The organism is Streptomyces tanashiensis, from assembly GCF_014648895.1.
In the GTDB taxonomy this organism is placed as follows: domain Bacteria; phylum Actinomycetota; class Actinomycetes; order Streptomycetales; family Streptomycetaceae; genus Streptomyces; species Streptomyces tanashiensis.
In genome coordinates this window covers 863,022-882,943 of sequence record NZ_BMRZ01000003.1, presented here as the reverse complement: position 1 = coordinate 882,943, position 19,922 = coordinate 863,022, and the positions used below count along the sequence as shown (strand labels likewise).

The window sequence follows — 19,922 nt, the reverse complement described above, 5'->3', positions numbered from 1 at the left end:
TCAGTGCTGCACGAGAGGCGTCAGCTTCCGGCCCTGGGCCGGGATGCCCGGCGCCTCTCGCGTCTCCAGACCGAAGCTGGTGAAGGCGGTGCGGCGCGGCAGCGGGTACGGCTCCTTGCCGGTGACCGAGTTGAGGATGGTCGCGCTGCGCCAGGCCGCGAGGCCCAGGTCGGGGGCGCCGACGCCGTGCGTGTGCCGCTCGGCGTTCTGGACGTACACGGAGCCGGTGACCGAGGGGTCGAGGACCAGGCGGTACCGCTCGTCCACCCGGGCGCGCCCGGCGGCGTCGTGGCGCAGGTACGGGTCGAGTCCGGCGAGCATCCGGTCCACCGGGCGCTCCCGGTAGCCGGTCGCGAGGACGACGGCGTCCGTGGTGAGCCGGGAGCGGGTGGACTGCTGGACGTGCTCCAGGTGCAGTTCGACCTGGGTGGTGGCGACCCTCCCCGCGGTGCGGACCCGGACGCCGGGGGTGAGGACGGCGTCGGGCCAGCCGCCGTCCAGGGTGCGGCGGTAGAGCTCGTCGTGGATGGCGGCGATGGTGTCCGCGTCGATGCCCTTGTGCAGCTGCCACTGCCGGGGCACGAGCTCGCCCCGTACCGCCTCTGGCAGGGCGTGGAAGTAGCGGGTGTAGTCGGGGGTGAAGTGCTCCAGGCCGAGCTTGGAGTACTCCATGGGGGCGAAGGCCTCGGTCCGGGCCAGCCAGTGGATCCGCTCGGCTCCCGCGGGGCGGGCCCGCAGCAGGTCGAGGAAGACCTCGGCGCCGGACTGGCCGGAGCCGATGACGGTGACGTGCCCGGCGCGCAGCAGCGTCTCGCGGTGGGTCAGGTAGTCGGCGGAGTGGATCACCGGGACACCGGGGGCGTCGGCGAGCGGCCGGAGCGGCTCGGGGACGTACGGCTCGGTGCCGACGCCCAGGACGACGTTCCGGGTGTAGGCGCGGCCCAGGGCCTCGACCTCGCCGTCCGGGTCGAGCTGCGTGAAGTCGACCTCGAACAGGCGCCGCTCGGGGTTCCAGCGGACGGAGTCGACCTGGTGGCCGAAGTGGAGTCCGGGGAGCCGCTCGCTGACCCAGCGGCAGTAGGCGTCGTACTCGGCGCGCTGGATGTGGAACTTCTCCGCGAAGTAGAAGGGGAAGAGGCGCTCGCGGTTCTTCAGGTAGTTGAGGAAGGTCCAGGGACTGGCGGGATCGGCGAGGGTCACCAGGTCGGCCAGGAAGGGGACCTGGAGGGTGGCGCCGTCGAGGAGGAGCCCGGGGTGCCAGTGGAAGGCCGGCCGCTGCTCGTAGAAGGTGGCGGCGAGGCCCCCGGGGACGCCCTGGGCGAGCGCGGCGAGCGAGAGGTTGAAGGGGCCGATGCCGACACCCACCAGGTCGTGGGGCTGATCGAGGTCCTGCTGGGGGGTGGTGCCGGTCATCGGTGCGTGCTGCCTTCCACGAGGGTCACGAGGGTGAGGATCCGGTTCAGGTCGCCGGGGGTGGCGTGGGGGTTGAGCAGGGTGGCCTTGAGCCAGAGGCGGCCGTCGGCCCCGGCGCGGCCGAGGACGGCGCGGCCCTCGGCCAGGAGGGTGCGGCGGATCGCCGCGACGGTCTCGTCGGCGGCGCCGGCCGGCCGGAAGAGGACGGTGGTCAGGGTGGGCCGGGCGCGCAGTTCGAGGCCGGGGGCCTTCTCGACCAGGTCGGCGAGGTCCTGGGCGAGACCCATGCACGTGTCGACGAGCGCGCCGAGGCCGGTGCGGCCGAGGGCCCGGAGGGTGACGGCGGTCTTGAGGACGTCGGGGCGGCGGGTGGTGCGCAGGGAGCGGCCGAGGAGGCCGGGGAACCCGGCCTCGGTGTCGTCGTCGGCGTTGAGGTAGTCGGCGGTGTGGCCGAGGACGGCGAGGTCGGCGGCGTCGCGTACGGCGAGGAGCCCCGCGGCGGCCGGCTGCCAGCCGAGTTTGTGCAGGTCGACGGTGACGGTACGGGCCCGGTCGAGGCCGTCGAGAAGCGCGCGGTGGGTACGGCTGAAGAGGACGGGACCGCCGTACGCGGCGTCCACGTGCAGCTCCGCGCCACGGGCCGCGCAGACGTCCGCGAGCGCGGGGAGCGGGTCGACGAGGCCCTCGTCGGTGGTGCCGGCGGTGGCGGCGACGAGGACGGGCCCTTCCGTGCGTGCCAGGGCCTCGGTGAGAGCCGCCGGGTGCAGCGTGCCGTCCGGGGTCGGCACGGTGACCGGCTCGGGCAGACCGAGGAGCCAGGCGGCGCGGCGGAAGGAGTGGTGGGCGTTGGCCCCGACGACGGTCCGCAGCCCCGCGCCGTGCCGCTCCCGGGCGAGGAGCAGCGCCAGCTGGTTGGACTCGGTGCCGCCGGTGGTGACGAGCGCGTCGGGGTTCTCCGCGTCGGGGAAGACCTCGGCGGCGAGGGCCGCCGTGACCTCGGCCTCCAGGACGGAGGCCGCGGGCGCCTGGTCCCAGGAGTCCATGGACGGGTTCAGCGCGGAGGCCGCCAGGTCGGCGGCGACGGCGAGCGCGAGGGGCGGGGTGTGGAGATGGGCGGCGCAGAGGGGGTGGGCGGGGTCCGCGGCGCCCTCCGCGAGGGCCCGGACAAGGGTGCGGAGGGACTCGTCGGGGCCGGTGCCGGTGTCGGGGAGTACGGCTCCGAGGGCGGCCATCCTGCGGGCCACGACCTCCGGACCCCCCGCCGGGAGGGGGCCGCCCCTGGCCTGCGCTCCTTCACGGAGCGCGTCGAGGGCCGTGCCCAGGAGGCGGCTCAGGGCGGTGGGGTCGGCGGCGAGGGGTGGGGGTGCGGCACGCATGGACGACAGGGTGCCGGGCCCTGCGGGGCGCTGTCCGGAGAGTCCCCTGTCATGACCCGAACGAGGTACCCGGCCCCGGCCCGTGCGGGCCCGCGCCCCTGCCCGTGTGGGCCCCTGACGCGCCCCCGCGCGGCCCGCGCCCCGGCCTGTGCGGGCTCCTGGCGCGCCCCCGCGCGGCCCGCGCCCCGGCCTGTGCGGGCCCCTGACGCGCCCCCGCGCGGCCCGCGCCCCTGCCCGTGCGGGCCCCTGACGCGCCCCCGCGCGGCCCGCGCCCCTGCCCGTGCGGGCCCCTGACGCGCCCCCGTGCGGCCCGCGCCCCGGCCTGTGCGGGCCCCTGACGCGCCCCCGTGCGGCCCGCGCCCCGGCCTGTGCGGGCCCCTGGCGCGCCCCCGTGTGGGCAGGCGTCCCGCAGGGCGGGACGGGTGGGCACACGGGACGGCGCCCTTCGCGGGCGCCTCCGCGTTCCGCGCCCCTGCCCGCACCACCTGTGCACTGCACCCGTGGTGCGGGTTCAGGCTCGGGAGCCTCTGGCGCCGGCAAAGGCGCCGTTCCGTTGTGCCCACCCTCCCCCAAGCTCTCGGCTTCGCTCGAGCAGGGGGGACCCCCATCGCCCCAGCGGAACGATTGCCCACAACGGCAGGGCGTCAGGCCGTGCGGATCCTCAGGGCTCGCTTCAGGTCGTCCAGTTGGTCGACGAGCTTGCGGTGGAGCGCCGGGATCATGGCGTCGTCCGCCAGGTGGGACCGCCCCAGCGCCAGCGACTCCGCGTCGATCGCGTACGCGGGGAAGGCGTAGCGCCCCGCCGCCTCGGCCATCGCGGGCCCCCGGCGGTCGCCGAGCGCGACGGCCGCCTCGTAGAAGCGCGGCACGTACTCCCTTACGAGCTCGGCCTGTTCGGGCTGCCAGAAGCCCTGGGCGGTGGCGGTGAAGAGGTAGTTGGAGAGGTCGTCGGAGTCGAAGAGGGACGACCAGGCGGCGGCCTTGGCCTCCGGGGTCGGGAGGGAGGCCCGGCAGCGGGCCGCGCCCTCCTGGCCCGTGGCGCTCGGGTCCCGCTCCCGTTCGGCGGCGATCACGGTCTCGTCGGTGGCGCCGAGGACGGCGAGGCGGGCGAGGATCCGCCAGCGCAGTTCGGGGTCGAGCTCCGGGCCGCCGTGGACGGTGCCCTCGTCGAGCCAGGAGGCGATCTTGTCGGGGGTGGTGGCGCTGTCGATGCAGGCGCGGACGGCGGTGAGGCGCAGTCCGGGCGCCTCGCCGTCCTCGGTGCGGCGCAGCAGGGCGCGGGCGATCTCGCCGATGGTGGCGAGGGCCGCGGGGCGCTCGTCCTCGGTCACGTACCGGTCGGCGATCTGGGTGCGGGCGAAGCCGAGGACGCCCTGGACCAGGGCGAGTTCGGTCTCCTCGGGCAGGTGCGCGAGGGCGAAGTCCAGGTAGTCGGCCGGGGCGAGGTCGCCGTCGCGGACCATGTCGCGCATCGCGTTCCAGACGACGGCCCGGGTGAGGGCGTCGGGGATGCGGGAGAGGCCGCGCAGGGCGGACTCCTCGGAGACCTCGTCGAAGCGGAGCTTGGTGTAGGTGAGGTCGCCGTCGTTGAGGACGACCAGGTCGGGGCGCGGGCCGGTCAGCTCGGCGGGCGCCTCCTGGGGGACGTCGAGCTCGCGGTGCTCGCGCAGGGCGAGTTCGCCGTCGGGCCGCCGGTCGTAGATTCCGGCCTGGATGCGGTGCGGGCGGCTGCCGTCGCGGTCGACGTGGAGCCGCCACTGGCTGCCCTCGCCGTCGAGGCGGGGGGTGAGGGTGTCGACGCCGGTGGTGCGCAGCCACTGCTCGGCCCAGGCGTGGACGTCGCGGTCGGTGGCGGCCGCCAGGTTGTCGATGAAGTCGGCGAGGGTGGCGTTGCCGAACTTGTGGCGCTTGAAGTGGATGTTGATGCCGGCGAGGAAGTCCTTCTCGCCGAGCCAGGCGACGAGCTGGCGCAGGGCGGAGGCGCCCTTGGCGTAGGAGATGCCGTCGAAGTTGAGGAGGGCGGAGGCGGTGTCGGGGACGGCCTCCGGGTCGGGGGCGACGGGGTGGGTGGAGGGGCGCTGGTCGGCCTCGTACCCCCAGGCCTTGCGGGTGACGCCGAAGTCGATCCAGGTGTCGGGGAAGAGGTCGGAGCAGGCCTCGTTGACGGTCTGGTAGCCCATGTACTCGGCGAAGGACTCGTTCAGCCAGATGTCGTCCCACCAGCGCAGGGTGACGAGGTCGCCGAACCACATGTGGGCCATCTCGTGGGCGATGACCATGGCGCGGGTCTGGCGCTCGGTGACGGTGACGGCGGAGCGGAAGACGAACTCGTCGCGGAAGGTGACGAGTCCGGGGTTCTCCATGGCGCCGGCGTTGAACTCGGGGACGAACGCCTGGTCGTACGAGTCGAAGGGGTAGGGCTCGTCGAACTTCTCGTGGTAGCGGTCGTAGCAGGCCTTGGTGACGGCGAGGATCTCGTCGGCGTCGGCGTCGAGGTGGGCGGCGAGGGACCGTCGGCAGTGGATGCCGAAGGGCAGGCCGGCGTGCTCGGTGCGGATGGTGTGCCAGGGGCCGGCGGCGACGCAGACGAAGTAGGTGGAGAGCAGCGGGGTGGGGGCGGCCTGCCAGCGGCCGTCGGGCTGCTGCTCGGTGATGCCGTTGGAGAGGACGGTCCAGCCCTCGGGGGCGGTGACGCTCAGCTCGAAGACGGCCTTCAGGTCGGGCTGGTCGAAGGCGGCGAAGACGCGCTGGACGTCCTCCATGAACAGCTGGGTGTAGACGTACGACTCGTCGTCGGTGGGGTCCGTGAAGCGGTGCATGCCCTCACCGGTGCGGGAGTACCGCATGGTGGTGCTGATGCGCAGGGTGTGCTCGCCCTCGGTGAGGCGGAGCGGGAGCCGGTTGCCGTCGAGGGCGGTGATGTCGAGGGGCTCGTCGTCGAGCAGGGCGGAGTGGAGCGTCTCGGGCTTGAGCTCGACGAAGGTGTCCCCCGCGGCGCGGGCCGTGAAGCGGATGACGCTCCGCGACTGGAAGGTCTCGTCGCCGGTGGTGAGGTCGAGGTCCACGCGGTAGTGGTGGACGTCGAGGAGCTGGGCACGGGTCTGCGCTTCGTCGCGCGTCAGTACGGACATGGATGCCATGCTGCCTGATGGGCCCCGGCAGCGGTACGGGGGTGCGCGAAGACGCCGTGCGCCCTTGCATGCCCTTGACGCCGGGCCGAGACTGGTCGGTCGCCACGCCGGACCGGAGGCCGTCGGTCGCCACGCCGGGCCGAGGCCGTTCGGCCGCCGGCGTCGGACCGGAGCCGTTCGGCCGCTACGCCAGGCCCGAGCCGTTCAGGTGGGCGAAGGCGGCGGTGATGCGCGGGCGGTCGTAGCCGGTGGGGCCGGCGGCGCCGCTGGAGATCAGGGTGTGGAGCAGGATCCGGGCCTTGGCGGGGTCGAGCGGGCCGGCCGGGATGAGTCCGTGGTGCAGCAGGTCGTACTCGGAGCCGGGGCTGCGGTACGTGTCCGTGAGGGTCGCGCCGCCGCCCGTGCGGGAGGCGAGGACGACGGGAATGCGCCGGGCGATTTCGGCGAGGGGTTCGACGAGCGGCGCGGGTGCGTGGCCGGCGCCGAAGGCGGCGACGACGAGGCCCTGGAAGCGGTCGTCGACGGCGTCGAGGAGTTCCCCGCGGTCGCCGAGGGAGAGGGTCACCAGGGCGACGCGTACGGACGGGTCGAGCTTCAGCGGGCAGAGCGCGGTGGGAGCGGCGGGCCGGAGCAGGATCCGGGGTTCGCCCTCGACGACGGCGCCGAGGGGCCCCGCGCCGGGTGAGGCGAAGGTGGCGATGGAGGTGGTGTGGGTCTTGCGGGCGAGGCGGGCGGCGTGGATCTCGTCGGCGAGGACGACGAGGACGCCCAGGTTCCGGCAGGCCGGGTCGGCGGCGACGGCGAGCGCGGCGGCGAGGTTGGCGGGGCCGTCGGCGCCGGGCAGGTCGGGGCGGCGCATGGCGCCGGTGACGGCGATCGGCTGCTCGGTGGTGCAGAGCAGGTCGAGGAGGAAGGCGGTCTCCTCCAGGGTGTCGGTGCCCTGGACGACGACCACGCCGGAGCCGTCGGCGACGGCCTTGCGCACCTCCTCCGCGAGGGCCGCCAGGTCCTCGAAGGAGAGGGTGGAGCTGGGGACGCGGCGGAAGTCCCGCAGGACGACGTCCTCGGGGGCGCCGAGCCCGGCGAGGACCTCCTGGCCGGTCATACGGGCTGCGTCACCGCCCCGGGCGGAGATGGTGCCTCCGAGGGTGAAGACCGTGACGCGGCCCATCAGCGTGCTCCGTCCGCAATCGTCTCGTGGTGCCGGATGACCTCGGCGATGATGAAGTTGAGGAGCTTCTCCGCGAAGGCCGGGTCCAGTTTCGCGCTCTCGGCGAGTTCCCGCAGCCGGGCGATCTGGCGGGCCTCGCGGGCGGGGTCGGCGGGCGGGAGCTGGTGCTCGGCCTTGAGGACGCCGACCTGCTGGGTGCACTTGAAGCGCTCGGCGAGCATGTGCACGACCGCGGCGTCGATGTTGTCGATGCTTTCGCGCAGCCGGGTCAGTTCGGCGGTGACGGTCGGGTCGATCTCGCTGGTGTCGCTCATGATCTGCGAGCTTAGACGGATCTCGGGAGGATCGTGGGCGGGTGTTCGGGATCCGGAACGACGTTGCTCCAGCCGCCGTGCACGGACCTCCCCTGCTGTTCGCGGAAACGGATGGGTGCGGTGCCGACCCGGCGGGTGAAGAGCCGGGAGAAGTAGGCCGGGTCGTCGTAGCCGACGCGGCGGGCGACGGCGGCGACGGGCAGCTCGGTGGCGGCGAGGAGTTCCTTGGCGCGGCCGAGGCGGACGGTGAGCAGGTAGTCCTTGGGGCTGCATCCGGCGGCGCGGCGGACGGCGCTGCGCAGCTCGGCGGCGGTCATGCCGTGCCGGGCGGCGTGCTCGGCGACGGAGAGGGGCTGGAAGGCGTCGCGGGCGAGGGCCGCGAGGACGGGGTCGCCGTCGGCGTTGGTGTCGGCGCGGGCCCGCCGCAGGGCGACGAGCAGTTCGTGGACGGCGGCGCCGGTCTCGACCTCCAGGAGGGGGTTGCCGGGGCGGGCCGCGCGGGCGATCCGGCTGATGGCGGCGCGGGCGGGGGCGGCGTCGGAGAGGGGGACGACGGGGCGGTCGGGCTCGATGTAGCCGAGCTCGGTGTAGGTGGCGGTGGCGGGGCCGCTGAAGTCGACGAAGGCCTCGTCCCAGCCGGTGCCGGGGTCGGCGCCGTAGTGGTGGGGGGTGCCGGGGGTGAGCCAGAGGAGGGCGGGGGCGGTGACGGTGGTGCGCCGCCCGTCGGCGCCCCGGTACCAGCCGCTGCCCGCGGAGACGACGACGGCGACGTGGTGGTCGAGGGTGCGCGGGCCGACGGTGGGCAGGGTGCCGTGCTGGAGTCCGACACCGAGGCAGACGAGGCCGAGGCGGTGGTGGACGGGGCTGGGCGTGAAGTAACGCATCCAGGTGTGGTACATGCCGCGGGGCCTTCCGTAACGTCCAAACTGCGACGATCTTTGTCCATGGACCGCGCCGCCGCCAGAGGGCGAGGGTGAGGCCATGAGCACGTTCGCTGTGGGTGACGAGGACTTTCTGCTCGACGGGCGGCCGGTGCGGTTGCTCTCGGGGGCGCTGCACTACTTCCGGGTGCACGAGGGGCACTGGGAGCACCGGCTCGGGATGCTGCGGGCGATGGGCCTCAACTGTGTCGAGACGTACGTCCCGTGGAACCTGCACGAGCCGGAGCCCGGCCGGTACGCGGACGCCGGGGCGCTCGGCAGGTTCCTGGACGCGGTGGAGCGGGCCGGGATGTGGGCGATCGTGCGCCCGGGTCCGTACATCTGCGCCGAGTGGGAGAACGGCGGGCTGCCGCACTGGCTGACCGGTCCCCTGGGGCGGCGGGTGCGGAGCCTCGACCCGGAGTTCCTGGCGCCGGTGGAGGCCTGGTTCCGGCGGCTGCTCCCGCAGGTGGTGGAGCGGCAGATCGACCGGGGCGGGCCGGTGGTCCTGGTGCAGGTGGAGAACGAGTACGGCAGTTACGGGAGCGACCTGGCCTACCTGGAGTGGGTGGCGGAGCTGCTGCGGGGCTGTGGGGTGAGCGTGCCGCTGTTCACCTCGGACGGGCCCGAGGACCACATGCTGACGGGCGGTTCGGTGCCGGGGGTGCTCGCGACGGCGAACTTCGGCTCGGGCGCGCGGGAGGGCTTCGCGACGCTGCGGCGGCACCGGTCGTCGGGGCCGCTGATGTGCATGGAGTTCTGGTGCGGCTGGTTCGACCACTGGGGCCGGGAGCACGCGGTGCGGGGCGCGGCGGACGCGGCGGCGGCGCTGCGGGAGATCCTGGAGTGCGGGGCCTCGGTCAATGTGTACATGGCGCACGGCGGGACGAACTTCGCGGGCTGGGCGGGCGCGAACCGGGACGGCGAGCTGCACGACGGTCCGCTGCGGGCGACGGTGACCTCGTACGACTACGACGCGCCGGTGGACGAGGCGGGGCGGCCGACGGAGAAGTTCCGGGCCTTCCGCGAGGTGCTCGCGGAGTGGGCGGAGGGACCGCTGCCGGAGGTTCCGGAGCCGCCGGCCCGGCTCGGGGCGCCGGTCTCGGGCGCGCTCGACGGCTGGGCGCCGCTGGACGGGGTCCTGGAGGTCCTCGGCGGCGAGGAGACGGTGACGCCGGTGCCGCCGACCTTCGAGGAGCTGGGGGTGGACCGGGGCCTGGTCCGCTACCGGGTGGCGGTGCCGGGTCCCCGGCAGCCGTACCCGCTGGGGGTGACGGGGCTGCGGGACCGGGCGGTGGTGTACGTCGACGGGCTGCCGGCGGGGGTGCTGGACACCTCGGACGGGGAGGACGCCGTCCTTCCCGGGCCGGTGGCGGGTCCCGCGCTCGTGGACCTGTGGGTGGAGTCGCTGGGCCGGGTCAACTACGGGCCGCGGCTCGCGGAGCCGAAGGGGATCACGGGCGGCGTACGGCACGAGCGGCAGTATCTGCACGGGGTGCGGGCGCGGGGGCTGCGGCTGGACGCCTTCGAGCCGGCGGCCGTGGGCGAGGTGGCGTTCGGCGAGGTGCCGGAGGACCCGTGCCCCGGCCTGTACCGGGGCTCGGTCGAGGTGGCCGGCGCGGGTGACGCGTGGCTGCGGCTGCCGGGCTCGACCCGGGGCTTCGTGTGGGTGAACGGCTTCTGCCTGGGCCGCTACTGGGCGGCCGGCCCGCAGGACGCGCTGTTCGTGCCGGGCCCGGTGCTGCGGGAGGGCGCGAACGAGGTGTGGGTCCTGGAGCTGGAGGGCGGGGGGCCGTCCTCGGTGGAGCTGGCCGTCCTCTGATGGGTCCTGGAGCTGGAGGGCGGGGGGCCGTCCTCGGTGGAGCTGGCCGTCCTCTGAGCGGCGGAATGAGCAACCGGGTCGAACGCGTGGGGGTGCCCCGGAGCCGAGGCCGCTCCGGGGCACCCGTCCACCGGTCCGCTACAGCGTGGCGGCGGCGGACTTGATCGCGGCGGCGAAGGTCGAGACCTCCGTGTAGACGCCGGGGTAGCCGGCCCGGGCGCAGCCCTCGCCCCAGCTCACGATGCCGACCTGGACCCAGGCTCCGGCGTTGTCCTTGCGGAACATCGGGCCGCCGGAGTCGCCCTGGCAGGTGTCGACCCCGCCCTGGCTGTAACCGGCGCAGATCTCCTCGGCCGGGACGAGGTCGCTGCCGTAGGAGGCCTGGCAGGAGGCGTCCGAGACGAACGGGACGTTCGCCTTGAGCAGGTAGCGCTGCTGCCCGCCGCCCTCACGGGCGGCGCCCCAGCCGGCCACCGTGAAGGTGCCGCTGTTGTACGCGGTGGTCTCGGCGATCTTCAGGTTGGGCAGCGAGGTGATCGGGCTGGCGAGCTTGATCAGCGCCCAGTCCTTGCCCTGGCCGTTGTAGCCGGGGGCCTGGAGGACCTTGGTCGACTTGACCTTGATGGCGCTGCTCGACTGGAGGTCCACGACTCCGGCGGTGGCGGTGATGCTGGTGTTGTTGCCGGAGCCGCTCACACAGTGGGCGGCGGTGAGGACGACCTGAGGGGTGATCAGGGAGCCGCCACAGCCCATGGAGAGCCTGACCATCCAGGGGAACTCGCCCTGGGCGGCGCGGGTGCCTCCGACGACGGGGGCCGGGGCGGCGGAGGCGGTGGTGGTGGGCTGGAGGCTGACGGCCGCCAGGACGACGGCGCCGGCGGCTGCCAGCTTCTGGAGGGCACGGACCATGCGGTTCTGCTTCACGTGTCTTCCTTCTCTCGTGGGGGGTCGGTCTCGACGGGCGATGCCGGGCGGGCGGGGACCCACCTTGATGACATGCGCTCGTCAAGGCATGTCCGGATTATGGACAGCGCTCAACTGCCGCCACAAGAAAGCCTTTTCGGCCAGATCCGGTGGAGGGACCGTACAGTGGACGGGAGGGGGGATCCGGCATGCCGAACCGACATGAGGCCGACCGTGTCATCCACGGCTTTCCGCACCGCACCGCGGTCCGGGCCTCGCTCACCGCGCTCTACCGCCGCCTCTCCCCCGACGGGGTGCACCGCTACCCGGCCGGCGTGACCGCCGACGACGTGGCCCTCGGCGACGACGAGGACCTCCACCTCGGCACCCAGCGGGTGGCCCGCGCCCTCGTCCGCCATCTGCAGTTGCCCGAGGCGCGCATCGTGGTGAGCTTCCGCCCCATGGAGTACGCGGCGGCCGTCGAGCTCACGGCGGGACCCGAGTACTTCGTGGAGCTCAACGACCGCTTCCGGACCCGCCGCAGGGACATCGGCGCGGCGCTCGCCCACGAGATCACCCACGTCCTGCTGCACCGGCTCGGTCTCGGCTTCCCGGGCACCGCGGAGAACGAGATCCTCACCGACGTGACCACGGCCTATCTGGGCGCCGGCTGGCTGCTGCTCGACGCCTACCGGCGGGACGGCGTCGAGAGCCAGAAGCTCGGCTATCTGACCCCGGAGGAGTTCGGCTACGTGCTCGCCAAGCGGGCCCAGGTCTTCGGCGAGGACCCCTCGCCGTGGTTCACCAGCGCGGTGGCGTACGAGGCGTGGGTACGGGGTCGGGCGGAGGCCGCGCGGGAACGGGCCGCGCCGCCGCTCGCCGCGGCGGGCTGGGCCGAGCGCCGCCGGTACGGCTGGGAGCGGCGCAGGGGCCGGGCCGGCGAGGACGCCCCGTACGCCTTCGAGGGCGGGGCCCCGGCGACCCGCGTCTCCTTCCTCTGCCCGGTCTGTCTCCAGCGCCTGCGGGTGCCGACGGGACGGACGCTGCGGGCGCGGTGCGGGGTGTGCGGCTCGGTCCTGGAGTGCGCCTCCTGAGGCATCGGCGCACGAATCGATTTGCGCCATCCGCCGACGGCACGTCAGGGTCGGTGCATGAGCACGTTGTTCGACGCGATCCGGGCCGGGGACGAGGACGGGGCCGTACGGCTCCTGCGGGACGGGGCGGACCCCGAGGGCCGGGAGGACGGGGAGACCGCCCTGTACCGGGCGGCCGTCGGCGACGAGCCCGGCATCGTGCGGGTGCTGCTCGCCGCCGGGGCCGACCCGGCCCGGCACAGCGGCGAGGAGGGCGGCGACCTGCCGCTGTGCGGGGCGGCCTGCGGCGGGCACACCGACGTGGTGCGGGCTCTGCTCGCGGCGGGCGCGGCGGCCGACCAGGAGGAGGAGTTCGGCTTCACCGCCCTCGCCTGGGCCCTCCGCCTCGGCCACGCCGACACGGCCCGGGTCCTCCTGGAGCACGGCGCCGACCCGGACCGGCCCGGACCCGACGGGCTGCTCCCGCTCGTCGCCGCCGCCCGGCGCGGCTCCACCGGCTGTGTGCGGGCGCTCCTCGACCACGGGGCGCAGTCCCGGGAGGCGGCGCTGCGGGAGGCGCGGCGGTGGATCGGCGCCGACATCGCCGCCGAGCTGCGGCGGGGGCTCGTCGCCGGGAACGAGGGCGGGGAGACGTACGAGGCGGTCGTCCGGCGGGTCCGCGAGGACGGCGGGATCACCGTGTGCGTCGAGCTGCTCCGGGAGAACGGCGCACCGGGGCGCGGCGACGACCGGGGGACCGGTCACGCGGCGATCTCCACGCTCCTGGAGGCGGCGCTCGGCCTGCACACCCCGCACGAGGAGCTCGCGGCGCGGGCGCTGCGCTGCGGGGACCCCGAGCTCGACGACTGGACGACGGCGGTGGCCGAACTGTCGGGCCGGGCCGACGAGGAGACCTTCGTGGCGGCGGCCGGGTGGTGCGCCTACCGCGATCCACTGCGCCGGGCCCTCGGCGCGCGGGTGCTCGGCGAGCTGCCCGGTTTCGGTCCGGGCGCGGTCCCGGTGCTGCGGCGGCTGGCGGCGGAGGCCGTGCCCCCGGCGCGGGAACCGCTGCTGTCGGCGGTGCTCGCGCTCGGGGAGTGCGGAGACGCGGCGGCCGTGCCCGAACTGCTCGCGGCGGCCGGGCATCCCGATGCGGTGGTGCGCCGGGCCGTCGCGGCGGCCCTCGCCGGGATCGTGCCGGCCGGGCACGTCGAGGCGCTCGGCGTGCTCCTCGCGCTGAGCCGGGACGGCGACGCCCGGGTGCGGGACTGGGCGACGCTGGCGCTCGCCGAGCTGCCCGACGACACCCCGCTCGTACGGGAGGGGCTCGCGGAGCGGCTCGGCGACACCGACCCGGAGACGGCGGCGGAGGCGGCGCGCGGGCTCGCGATCCGTCAGGACCCGCGCGCCGTCGACGCGCTGGCGTCGATCCTCGCGGACGGGGAGGCGGACGGCGCGGCGCGCGAGACGGCGCTCGCCGCCCTGGAGCACGTCCACGACCCGCGGGTCAGGACGCGCCTGGAGTGGACGACCCCGCGCCGGGGCTGACGGGCGAGGGGTCGTCGGGCGGTCGTCGGACGGTCAGCAGGCGTAGTCGACGAGGTCGAACGTGGCGTAGTGGTCGGAGGTGTAGTAGTCCTCCTCCGCCGCGCTCCCGGTGACGATCCGGCGGGCGCCGCGGGTGGAGACGCCCGGAGTCTTCACCGTGTACTCGTGGTAGTAGCCGGCCGAGTGGGCGGGGAGGACGCCCTCCCGGTTCTGGAAGACGACCCCGTCCTGGCGGTACGGGAAGGGGCCGCCCGCGTCGATCAGCCGCAGGGTGTCGTACGCCTGGGCGGGGAGGTCGGAGTAGCAGATGTCCCCGACCGAGGCGAGCGCCGCGGCCGGGGTCACGGTCGCGGCGGACACGGCGGCGACGGGCGCGGGGGCCGGGGCGGCGGTGGCCGGGGCGCCGAGGAGGAGGGCGGTGGCGACACCGCCGGCGAGGGTGAATCGAGGGGGGATTCGCATGGCAGTGATGATGACGCGCGTAGATCCCCGTCGGGAACCCCGATCCCCTTCAATTCCCCGGACGTTAACCGCATCCTCCCGAACGTGCGGATCCCGTGGACGAGCGCGCCGGGCCCCTTGCGGGTCCCGGCGCGCGCCGTCCGTGAGGGAGCGTCACCTCCCGCCGGCCGGGAGCCGCAGGCTGAGCAGCGCGGCGCCGGCGTAGGCCGCCAGGACCCAGGGCATCGCGGCGTCGAGGGAGAGGTCCGCGAAGTAGGCGGTGCCGATGGCCGCGGCGCCGAGGGCGCCGCCGAACTGCTGGGCGGTGGAGAAGACGCCGGAGGCTCCGCCCGCGAGTTCGGCCGGGGCGGCCGAGAGGACGATGCCGACGAGAGGGACGACGAGGAGGCCGAGACCGGCGCCCGCGACGGCGAGGCCCGGGACCAGGGGCCAGGCCCCGGTGTGGACGGGGGCCGCGGCGTCCATCGCGTACCAGACCCAGCCGTAGCCGCCCGCCATGAGGAGGGCGCCCGCGGTCGGGACGTACCGGCCGAGCTTGACCGCGAGCGGTTCGGCGGCCGGGGCCGTGAGGAAGCCGCCCGCCGAGAAGGCGGCCATCAGGACGCCCGCCTGCGTCGGGGTGTAGCCCTGGCCGCCCTGCAGCCAGATCGCGAGGACCAGGAAGAAGCCCTGCATGCCGAGGGCGAAGAGCAGTTGCACGGCCAGGCCGTACGAGAAGGCCGGGACGGTGAGGACGCGCCGGGGCAGCACCGAGCCGCGCGCGGCGACCCCGGCCACCGCCAGGGCGCCGGCCGCGAGGAGGCCCCAGCCCCAGAGCGGCCAGCCCCAGCCGCGGCCCTGGACGAGCGGCAGGACGACGGCGACGAGGCCGGCGGCGAGGACGAGGCTGCCGAGCAGCGGGGGCCGGACGGCGGCAGGCTCCCGGGTGCCGGGCACGAGGACGACGGCGGCGACGAGGGTGAGGAGGGAGACGGGCACGTTGACGAGGAAGACGCTGCGCCAGCCGAGCCCGAAGAGGTCCGCGTCGGTGAGGACCCCGCCGAGCAGCAGCCCGACCGCGGAGGCGAAGCCGGCCACCGCCCCGTACATCCCGAAGACCTTGCCGCGGTCCCTGCCCCGGAAGAGGCTCTGGAAGGAGCCGAGCACCTGCGGCATGAGCACGGCGGCGGCGACGCCCTGGACAGCGCGGGCCGCGATCAGCTGGCCGGGGCTCTGGGCGAGCCCGCAGGCGAGGCCGGCGAGGCCGAAGCCGGCGGTGCCGCCGAGGAAGAGCGCCTTGCGGCCGTACCGGTCGCCGAGGCGCCCCGCGACGACGAGGGTCGCGGCGAAGCCCAGGAGGTAGGCGGAGACGGTCCACTGGAGGGCGCTCTCGGAGGCGCCGAGCCCGTGCCCGAGGGAGGGCAGGGCGACGTTGACGATGGTGACGTCCACGAGGTCCATCAGGGCGGCGACCATCATGACGACGGCGGCGGCCCAGCGGCGCGGATGGACGGTGAACGTGTCGCCGGCGGCGGTCGTGGTGGTCGTGGACATCGGCCCTCCATTTATTTCGTTCGAGCGAACGAAATAAAAGTGCCACGCACCGACCCTTGATCACAAGTGTTTCGTTCGGTCGAACGAAATGAATTTTGCTAGGCTGCCGCCATGAGCGAGCAGGACCAGGAACGAGACGCGGTCGTCGCCGCCCTCACCGCCGCCGGCCGGGACTCCAGCGCCGCCTCCGTCGCCTTCCACTCGGCGATCGCGGCCCAGCAGGACCTCGGCGCCACCGAGACCAAGACGCTCGACCTGCTCGAACGGCACGGCCCCCTCACCGCCAAGGAGCTGGCCGAGCACTCGGGCCTGGCCCCCGCCTCCGTCACCGGGCTCGTCGACCGCCTCGAACGCAAGGGCTTCGTGCGCAGGGTGAAGCACCCGACGGACAAGCGCCGGGTGCTCGTCGAGCCCCGCCCCGAGAAGCTGGCCGAGCTCGCCCCGCTCTTCGACGACTGGGCGCGCGAGGTGCACGAGCTCTACGAGGAGTTCACGACCGAGGAGCTGGCGACGGTCACCCGCTTCCTGACGGGCGCGACCGCACGCCAGCGCGCCGCCACCAAGCGCCTCGCGGAGTAGCCGCGCCGCCGGTGTGCGGCACCGGGTGCCGCACACCCCTCCCGCTCGACCCTTCCGGCTGCTACTTTCCTTGCCGGCAGGTCACCTAACTAACGTTTGATGGAACCGCGTTCCAGGGCGACCCGCCGTCCCGCTCGCTCCGCGGGCCCGTCCGCCCACGGCTGTCCCACCCGAGTCCGTCAGCCGTACGGCCACCGGCCGTACGTCCGTCAGTCCGTAAGGGAGTCCAGCCATGCCCCTGTCCCGACGCGCGCTGCTCACCACCACCGGTGCCGCGCTGCTCCTCGGCGCCGCGCCGCCCGCCCTCGCCGCCCGCCCCCGCTCGACGACCGCCATCCGGCACATCCCGCTCCAGGGCGCGGTCAACGTCCGCGATCTCGGCGGCTACACCACCTACGACGGCGCGCGGGTCCGGCACGGTCTCGCCTACCGGAGCGACCACCTCGCCAAGCTCACCGACGCCGACCTCACCACCCTCGCCGGACTCGGCCTCGGCACCGTGGTCGACCTGCGGATCCCGCTGGAGGTCCAGTACGACGGCGCCGACCGGCTGCCCGCCGGGCCGGTCCCCGTCGCGCGGCCCGTCACCGACAACGGCCTGTTCGGGCAGCTGATGGCCGCGATCGGCTCCCGCGACCCGGTGCGGCAGGAGGAGATGCTCGGCGGCGGGCGCGCCGCCGCCTTCATGCGCGGGGTCTACCGGACCTTCGTCACCGACGCCGCCAACCGGGCCGCCCTCGCGGCCACCCTGCGGGACCTGGCCGATCCCCGCCGGGGGCCGCTGCTCCTGCACTGCACCTCCGGCAAGGACCGCACCGGCTGGACGAGCTGGCTCCTGCTCACCCTGCTCGGGGTGCCCGAGTCCTCCGCCCGCGCCGACTACCTGGCCTCCAACACCTTCCGCGCCGCCTACGACGCGCGGGTGCGGGAGGGCCTGAAGCAGGGCGGGCTCATGCAGAACCCGGAGCTGATCGTGCCGCTCCAGGAGGTGCGGGCCGAGTACCTGGACGCCGCCCTCGACCAGGTCCGCACCTCGTACGGGAGCCTCTTCCGTTACGTGTCGGTCGGCCTCGGCCTGGAGCTGCGCGAGCTCGCGGCGCTCCGCGAACGGCTGGTGCCCGGGGCCTGACGCCCGCCCCGGCCGGCGCCGGCCGCCGCACCACGCCCGGCGCCCGCGCCGGAGCCGGAACCACGGCCCGCGCCGGAGCCGCGCCCCGAACCGGCCGCGGCACGCCCGGAGCCGGACGCGCCGCCGGAACCCCGGCCCGTGCCCGTCGCCGCGCCGGAACCCCGGCCGGTGGACGGGGCGGAACCGCGGCCGCCGGACGTGCCGGAGGTGCGGCCCGAGGCCGGTGCGGCCGTGCCCGTACCACCGTTTCCGGCTCCGGAACCGGCCGGACGGCGGCGGCGACGGCCACCGCCCGCGCCGGAGCCGGCGGCGCCCGCCGCCTTGCGCGGCGGGGTCGGCTGCGGCGTCTCGATGACGACGGGGACGCCCGAGGGCTCCCGGGCGCCGGTGAGCTCGGCGAGCTCCTCGTCGCTGGACTTGATCTGCGCCGTACGGGGGCTGATGCCCGCGTTCGACATCAGCCGGCCCATGTCCCGCTTCTGCTCCGGCAGGACCAGGGTGAAGACGCTGCCCGACTCGCCGGCGCGGGCCGTGCGGCCGCCCCGGTGCAGGTAGTCCTTGTGGTCCATCGGCGGGTCGACGTTCACGACCATGTCGAGGTCGTCGACGTGGATGCCGCGGGCCGCCACGTTCGTCGCGACGAGCGCGGTGACCTGGCCGGTCTTGAACTGGTCCAGGGTCCGGTTGCGCTGCGGCTGCGAGCGGCCGCCGTGCAGTCCGGACGCCCGGACGCCGTTGGCGAGGAGCCGCTTGACCATCCGGTCCACGGACCGCTTGGTGTCCATGAAGAGGATCGTCCGGCCGTCGCGGGCCGCGATCCGCAGCGTGACGGCCTTCTTGTCGGTCTCGTCGGCCACGTACAGGAGGTGGTGCTCCATCGTGGTCACCGCGCCGGCCGAGGGGTCGACGGAGTGCACCACCGGGTCGTCGAGGAACATCTTGACCAGGCGGTCGATGTTCCGGTCGAGGGTCGCGGAGAACAGCAGCCGCTGACCGCCCGGCTCGACCTGCTTGAGCAGCTTCGTGACCTGCGGCAGGAAGCCCATGTCGGCCATCTGGTCGGCCTCGTCGAGGACCGTGACGGCGACCTGGTCGAGACGGCAGTCGCCCCGCTCGATGAGGTCGTGGAGCCGGCCGGGCGTGGCGATGAGGACCTCGGCGCCGCGCCGCAGGGACGAGGACTGCCGGGAGATCGACATGCCGCCGACGACCGTGGTGATCCGCAGCCGCAGCGCGGAGGCGTACGGCGTGAGCGCGTCGGTGACCTGCTGGGCGAGCTCGCGGGTCGGTACCAGAACCAGCGCGAGGGGCGCGGTCGGCTCGGCGCGGCGGCCGGCGGTGCGGGCGAGGAGCGCGAGCCCGAAGGCGAGCGTCTTGCCGGAGCCGGTGCGCCCCCGGCCGAGGACGTCGCGCCCGGCGATCGAGTTCGGCAGGGTCGCGGCCTGGATCGGGAAGGGCTCGGTGACGCCCTGCTCGGTGAGCGTCCGCAGCAGCGCGGCCGGCATGTCCAGGTCCTCGAAGGAGGCCACGGCCGGCAGCGCGGGCGTCACCGTCTCCGGCGGAGTGAACTCCTGCGGCGGCGGGGGCGCGGCGGGACGACGGCCGCCGCGGGGGCCCTTCGGCTGGGACGTGGACTTCGCCTGGGCGGTGCGGGGGCCTCGCCTCTGGGAACGTTCGGAGCGGGTCATTCGTGCCTTCCTGGCCGGTGCGCGGCACAGCCGGGGCCCGCACCTGCGCGATGCGGGCCCCGGCTGTTTCTACCCGGAACACGAGATACGGGCCCCGGCTGTCTCTCCCGGAACACGCGATACGGGCCCCGGCTGTCTCCCGGAAAACGCGATACGGATCCCGGATGTCTCTACCGGAACAATAGTGCGCCTCAGGACCTTCCCGCCCCGACCCCCCGCTCCCCGGACGCCCCGGACGTCCCGGTCGCCCCGGGATCGCGGACGGCGATCCCGTCCAGGACCATCGACAGGTACTGGCGGGCGATCTCCTCCGGGCTGTGCTGTCCGCCCGGCCGGTACCAGGACGCGGCGACCCAGACGGTGTCGCGCACGAAGCGGTAGGTGAGCCGGACGTCGAGATCGGCGCGGAAGACCCCGGCCGCGACGCCGCGCTCCAGGGTGCCCAGCCAGGCCTTCTCGAACCTGCGCTGCGATTCGGTGAGGTAGCCGAAGCGGGGCAGGTCGACGAGGTGCTGGGACTCCTTCTGGTAGATGGCGACGGCGGCGCGGTGCCGGTCGATCTCCCGGAAGGACTCCGTGACGAGCGCCTCGATGGTCTCGCGGGGGCCGAGCTCGGCGTCGAGGACGGCGTCGTACCCGTCCCACAGCTCGTTCAGGAAGGTGGAGAGGATCTCGTCGAGCATCGACTCCTTGGAGTCGAAGTGGTAGTAGAGGCTGCCGGCGAGCATCCCGGCGGCGTCCGCGATCTTGCGGACGGTGGTGGCGTTGTACCCCTGGGCGGCGAAGACCTCGGCCGCCGTGTCCAGGAGTTCACGGCGCCGCTCGGGCCCCCCGCCCATCTGGGTCTTCTTCTTGCTTGC

The 19,922-nt window shown here is 74.7% G+C and carries 16 protein-coding genes; 5 read left to right on the top strand and 11 right to left on the bottom strand.

Going from position 1 to position 19,922, the window contains the following annotated elements:
* The 6 genes from IE237_RS14625 to IE237_RS14600 form a co-directional block, all read right to left on the bottom strand.
* On the bottom strand, positions 1-1,413 hold the full coding sequence (locus IE237_RS14625) for a lysine N(6)-hydroxylase/L-ornithine N(5)-oxygenase family protein (RefSeq protein ID WP_189802337.1): 1,413 nt from the start codon (positions 1,411-1,413) through the stop codon (positions 1-3).
* Positions 1,410-2,789 carry a pyridoxal phosphate-dependent decarboxylase family protein gene (locus IE237_RS14620; RefSeq protein ID WP_189802336.1) on the bottom strand — a complete coding sequence of 460 codons (1,380 nt, stop codon included), beginning with the start codon at positions 2,787-2,789 and terminating at the stop codon, positions 1,410-1,412. The genes IE237_RS14625 and IE237_RS14620 overlap by 4 nt, the downstream gene beginning before the upstream one ends.
* 644 nt (positions 2,790-3,433) lie before the next feature.
* Positions 3,434-5,920 carry an aminopeptidase N gene (gene pepN, locus IE237_RS14615; protein WP_189802335.1) on the bottom strand — a complete coding sequence of 829 codons (2,487 nt, stop codon included), beginning with the start codon at positions 5,918-5,920 and terminating at the stop codon, positions 3,434-3,436.
* 184 nt (positions 5,921-6,104) lie between these two features.
* Positions 6,105-7,091 (bottom strand): asparaginase, encoded by a 987-nt coding sequence (locus tag IE237_RS14610; RefSeq protein WP_189802334.1) that lies wholly within the window; start codon positions 7,089-7,091, stop codon positions 6,105-6,107.
* Entirely contained in the window at positions 7,091-7,405 is a 315-nt protein-coding gene (locus IE237_RS14605) for a chorismate mutase (RefSeq protein ID WP_017238715.1), read from the bottom strand. Before IE237_RS14605 ends, IE237_RS14610 begins: the two co-directional genes overlap by 1 nt.
* Positions 7,406-7,416: 11 nt before the next feature.
* The gene (locus IE237_RS14600) at positions 7,417-8,304 is read right to left on the bottom strand and encodes a helix-turn-helix transcriptional regulator (RefSeq protein ID WP_189802333.1); all 888 of its coding nucleotides are present in this window, start codon (positions 8,302-8,304) and stop codon (positions 7,417-7,419) included.
* 82 nt (positions 8,305-8,386) lie between these two features.
* On the opposite strand from IE237_RS14600, the gene IE237_RS14595 reads away from it, so the two are divergent.
* A complete protein-coding gene (locus IE237_RS14595; protein WP_189802332.1) occupies positions 8,387-10,147 on the top strand; it encodes a glycoside hydrolase family 35 protein in 1,761 nt (586 codons plus the stop codon).
* 138 nt (positions 10,148-10,285) lie between these two features.
* Here IE237_RS14595 and IE237_RS14590 read toward each other — a convergent pair whose 3' ends face one another.
* Positions 10,286-11,056 (bottom strand): S1 family peptidase, encoded by a 771-nt coding sequence (locus IE237_RS14590; RefSeq protein WP_189802585.1) that lies wholly within the window; start codon positions 11,054-11,056, stop codon positions 10,286-10,288.
* A gap of 203 nt (positions 11,057-11,259) precedes the next feature.
* Here IE237_RS14590 and IE237_RS14585 point away from each other — a divergent pair, with 203 nt between their 5' ends.
* Both IE237_RS14585 and IE237_RS14580 read left to right on the top strand, forming a co-directional pair.
* Complete coding sequence (locus IE237_RS14585; RefSeq protein WP_189802331.1) at positions 11,260-12,144, top strand: hypothetical protein; 885 nt, start codon at positions 11,260-11,262, stop codon at positions 12,142-12,144.
* A 57-nt stretch (positions 12,145-12,201) separates the two neighbouring features.
* Positions 12,202-13,671, top strand: a complete 1,470-nt coding sequence (locus IE237_RS14580; RefSeq protein ID WP_229842677.1) for an ankyrin repeat domain-containing protein — start codon at positions 12,202-12,204, stop codon at positions 13,669-13,671.
* A gap of 33 nt (positions 13,672-13,704) precedes the next feature.
* Here IE237_RS14580 and IE237_RS14575 read toward each other — a convergent pair whose 3' ends face one another.
* Entirely contained in the window at positions 13,705-14,133 is a 429-nt protein-coding gene (locus IE237_RS14575; RefSeq protein ID WP_189802329.1) for a guanyl-specific ribonuclease, read from the bottom strand.
* Positions 14,134-14,286: 153 nt separating this feature from the next.
* On the bottom strand, positions 14,287-15,666 hold the full coding sequence (locus tag IE237_RS14570) for an MFS transporter (protein WP_189802328.1): 1,380 nt from the start codon (positions 15,664-15,666) through the stop codon (positions 14,287-14,289).
* A gap of 111 nt (positions 15,667-15,777) precedes the next feature.
* On the opposite strand from IE237_RS14570, the gene IE237_RS14565 reads away from it, so the two are divergent.
* Positions 15,778-16,245, top strand: coding sequence for a MarR family winged helix-turn-helix transcriptional regulator (locus tag IE237_RS14565; RefSeq protein WP_189802327.1), 468 nt, complete (start codon positions 15,778-15,780; stop codon positions 16,243-16,245).
* A 232-nt stretch (positions 16,246-16,477) separates the two neighbouring features.
* Positions 16,478-17,374, top strand: a complete 897-nt coding sequence (locus IE237_RS14560; protein ID WP_189802326.1) for a tyrosine-protein phosphatase — start codon at positions 16,478-16,480, stop codon at positions 17,372-17,374.
* On the opposite strand, the gene IE237_RS14555 is transcribed toward IE237_RS14560, so the two are convergent.
* Both IE237_RS14555 and IE237_RS14550 read right to left on the bottom strand, forming a co-directional pair.
* Positions 17,299-19,062, bottom strand: coding sequence for a DEAD/DEAH box helicase (locus tag IE237_RS14555; RefSeq protein ID WP_189802325.1), 1,764 nt, complete (start codon positions 19,060-19,062; stop codon positions 17,299-17,301). The two genes, IE237_RS14560 and IE237_RS14555, sit on opposite strands and share 76 nt — an antisense overlap.
* Before the next feature lie 191 nt (positions 19,063-19,253).
* Positions 19,254-19,901, bottom strand: coding sequence for a TetR/AcrR family transcriptional regulator (locus tag IE237_RS14550; protein WP_229842696.1), 648 nt, complete (start codon positions 19,899-19,901; stop codon positions 19,254-19,256).
* Between the last annotated feature and the right edge of the window lie 21 nt (positions 19,902-19,922).

Excerpts from the sequence above, each read along its gene's own strand:
- IE237_RS14560 (WP_189802326.1), top strand. The coding sequence starts at position 16,478 with ATGCCCCTGTCCCGACGCGCGCTGCTCACCACCACCGGTGCCGCGCTG.
- IE237_RS14555 (WP_189802325.1), bottom strand. The coding sequence starts at position 19,062 with ATGACCCGCTCCGAACGTTCCCAGAGGCGAGGCCCCCGCACCGCCCAG.
- IE237_RS14575 (WP_189802329.1), bottom strand. The coding sequence starts at position 14,133 with ATGCGAATCCCCCCTCGATTCACCCTCGCCGGCGGTGTCGCCACCGCC.
- IE237_RS14570 (WP_189802328.1), bottom strand. The coding sequence starts at position 15,666 with ATGTCCACGACCACCACGACCGCCGCCGGCGACACGTTCACCGTCCAT.
- IE237_RS14600 (WP_189802333.1), bottom strand. The coding sequence starts at position 8,304 with ATGTACCACACCTGGATGCGTTACTTCACGCCCAGCCCCGTCCACCAC.
- IE237_RS14595 (WP_189802332.1), top strand. The coding sequence starts at position 8,387 with ATGAGCACGTTCGCTGTGGGTGACGAGGACTTTCTGCTCGACGGGCGG.
- IE237_RS14580 (WP_229842677.1), top strand. The coding sequence starts at position 12,202 with ATGAGCACGTTGTTCGACGCGATCCGGGCCGGGGACGAGGACGGGGCC.
- IE237_RS14605 (WP_017238715.1), bottom strand. The coding sequence starts at position 7,405 with ATGAGCGACACCAGCGAGATCGACCCGACCGTCACCGCCGAACTGACC.
- pepN (WP_189802335.1), bottom strand. The coding sequence starts at position 5,920 with ATGTCCGTACTGACGCGCGACGAAGCGCAGACCCGTGCCCAGCTCCTC.
- IE237_RS14565 (WP_189802327.1), top strand. The coding sequence starts at position 15,778 with ATGAGCGAGCAGGACCAGGAACGAGACGCGGTCGTCGCCGCCCTCACC.
- IE237_RS14610 (WP_189802334.1), bottom strand. The coding sequence starts at position 7,091 with ATGGGCCGCGTCACGGTCTTCACCCTCGGAGGCACCATCTCCGCCCGG.
- IE237_RS14625 (WP_189802337.1), bottom strand. The coding sequence starts at position 1,413 with ATGACCGGCACCACCCCCCAGCAGGACCTCGATCAGCCCCACGACCTG.
- IE237_RS14585 (WP_189802331.1), top strand. The coding sequence starts at position 11,260 with ATGCCGAACCGACATGAGGCCGACCGTGTCATCCACGGCTTTCCGCAC.
- IE237_RS14550 (WP_229842696.1), bottom strand. The coding sequence starts at position 19,901 with ATGGGCGGGGGGCCCGAGCGGCGCCGTGAACTCCTGGACACGGCGGCC.
- IE237_RS14620 (WP_189802336.1), bottom strand. The coding sequence starts at position 2,789 with ATGCGTGCCGCACCCCCACCCCTCGCCGCCGACCCCACCGCCCTGAGC.
- IE237_RS14590 (WP_189802585.1), bottom strand. The coding sequence starts at position 11,056 with ATGGTCCGTGCCCTCCAGAAGCTGGCAGCCGCCGGCGCCGTCGTCCTG.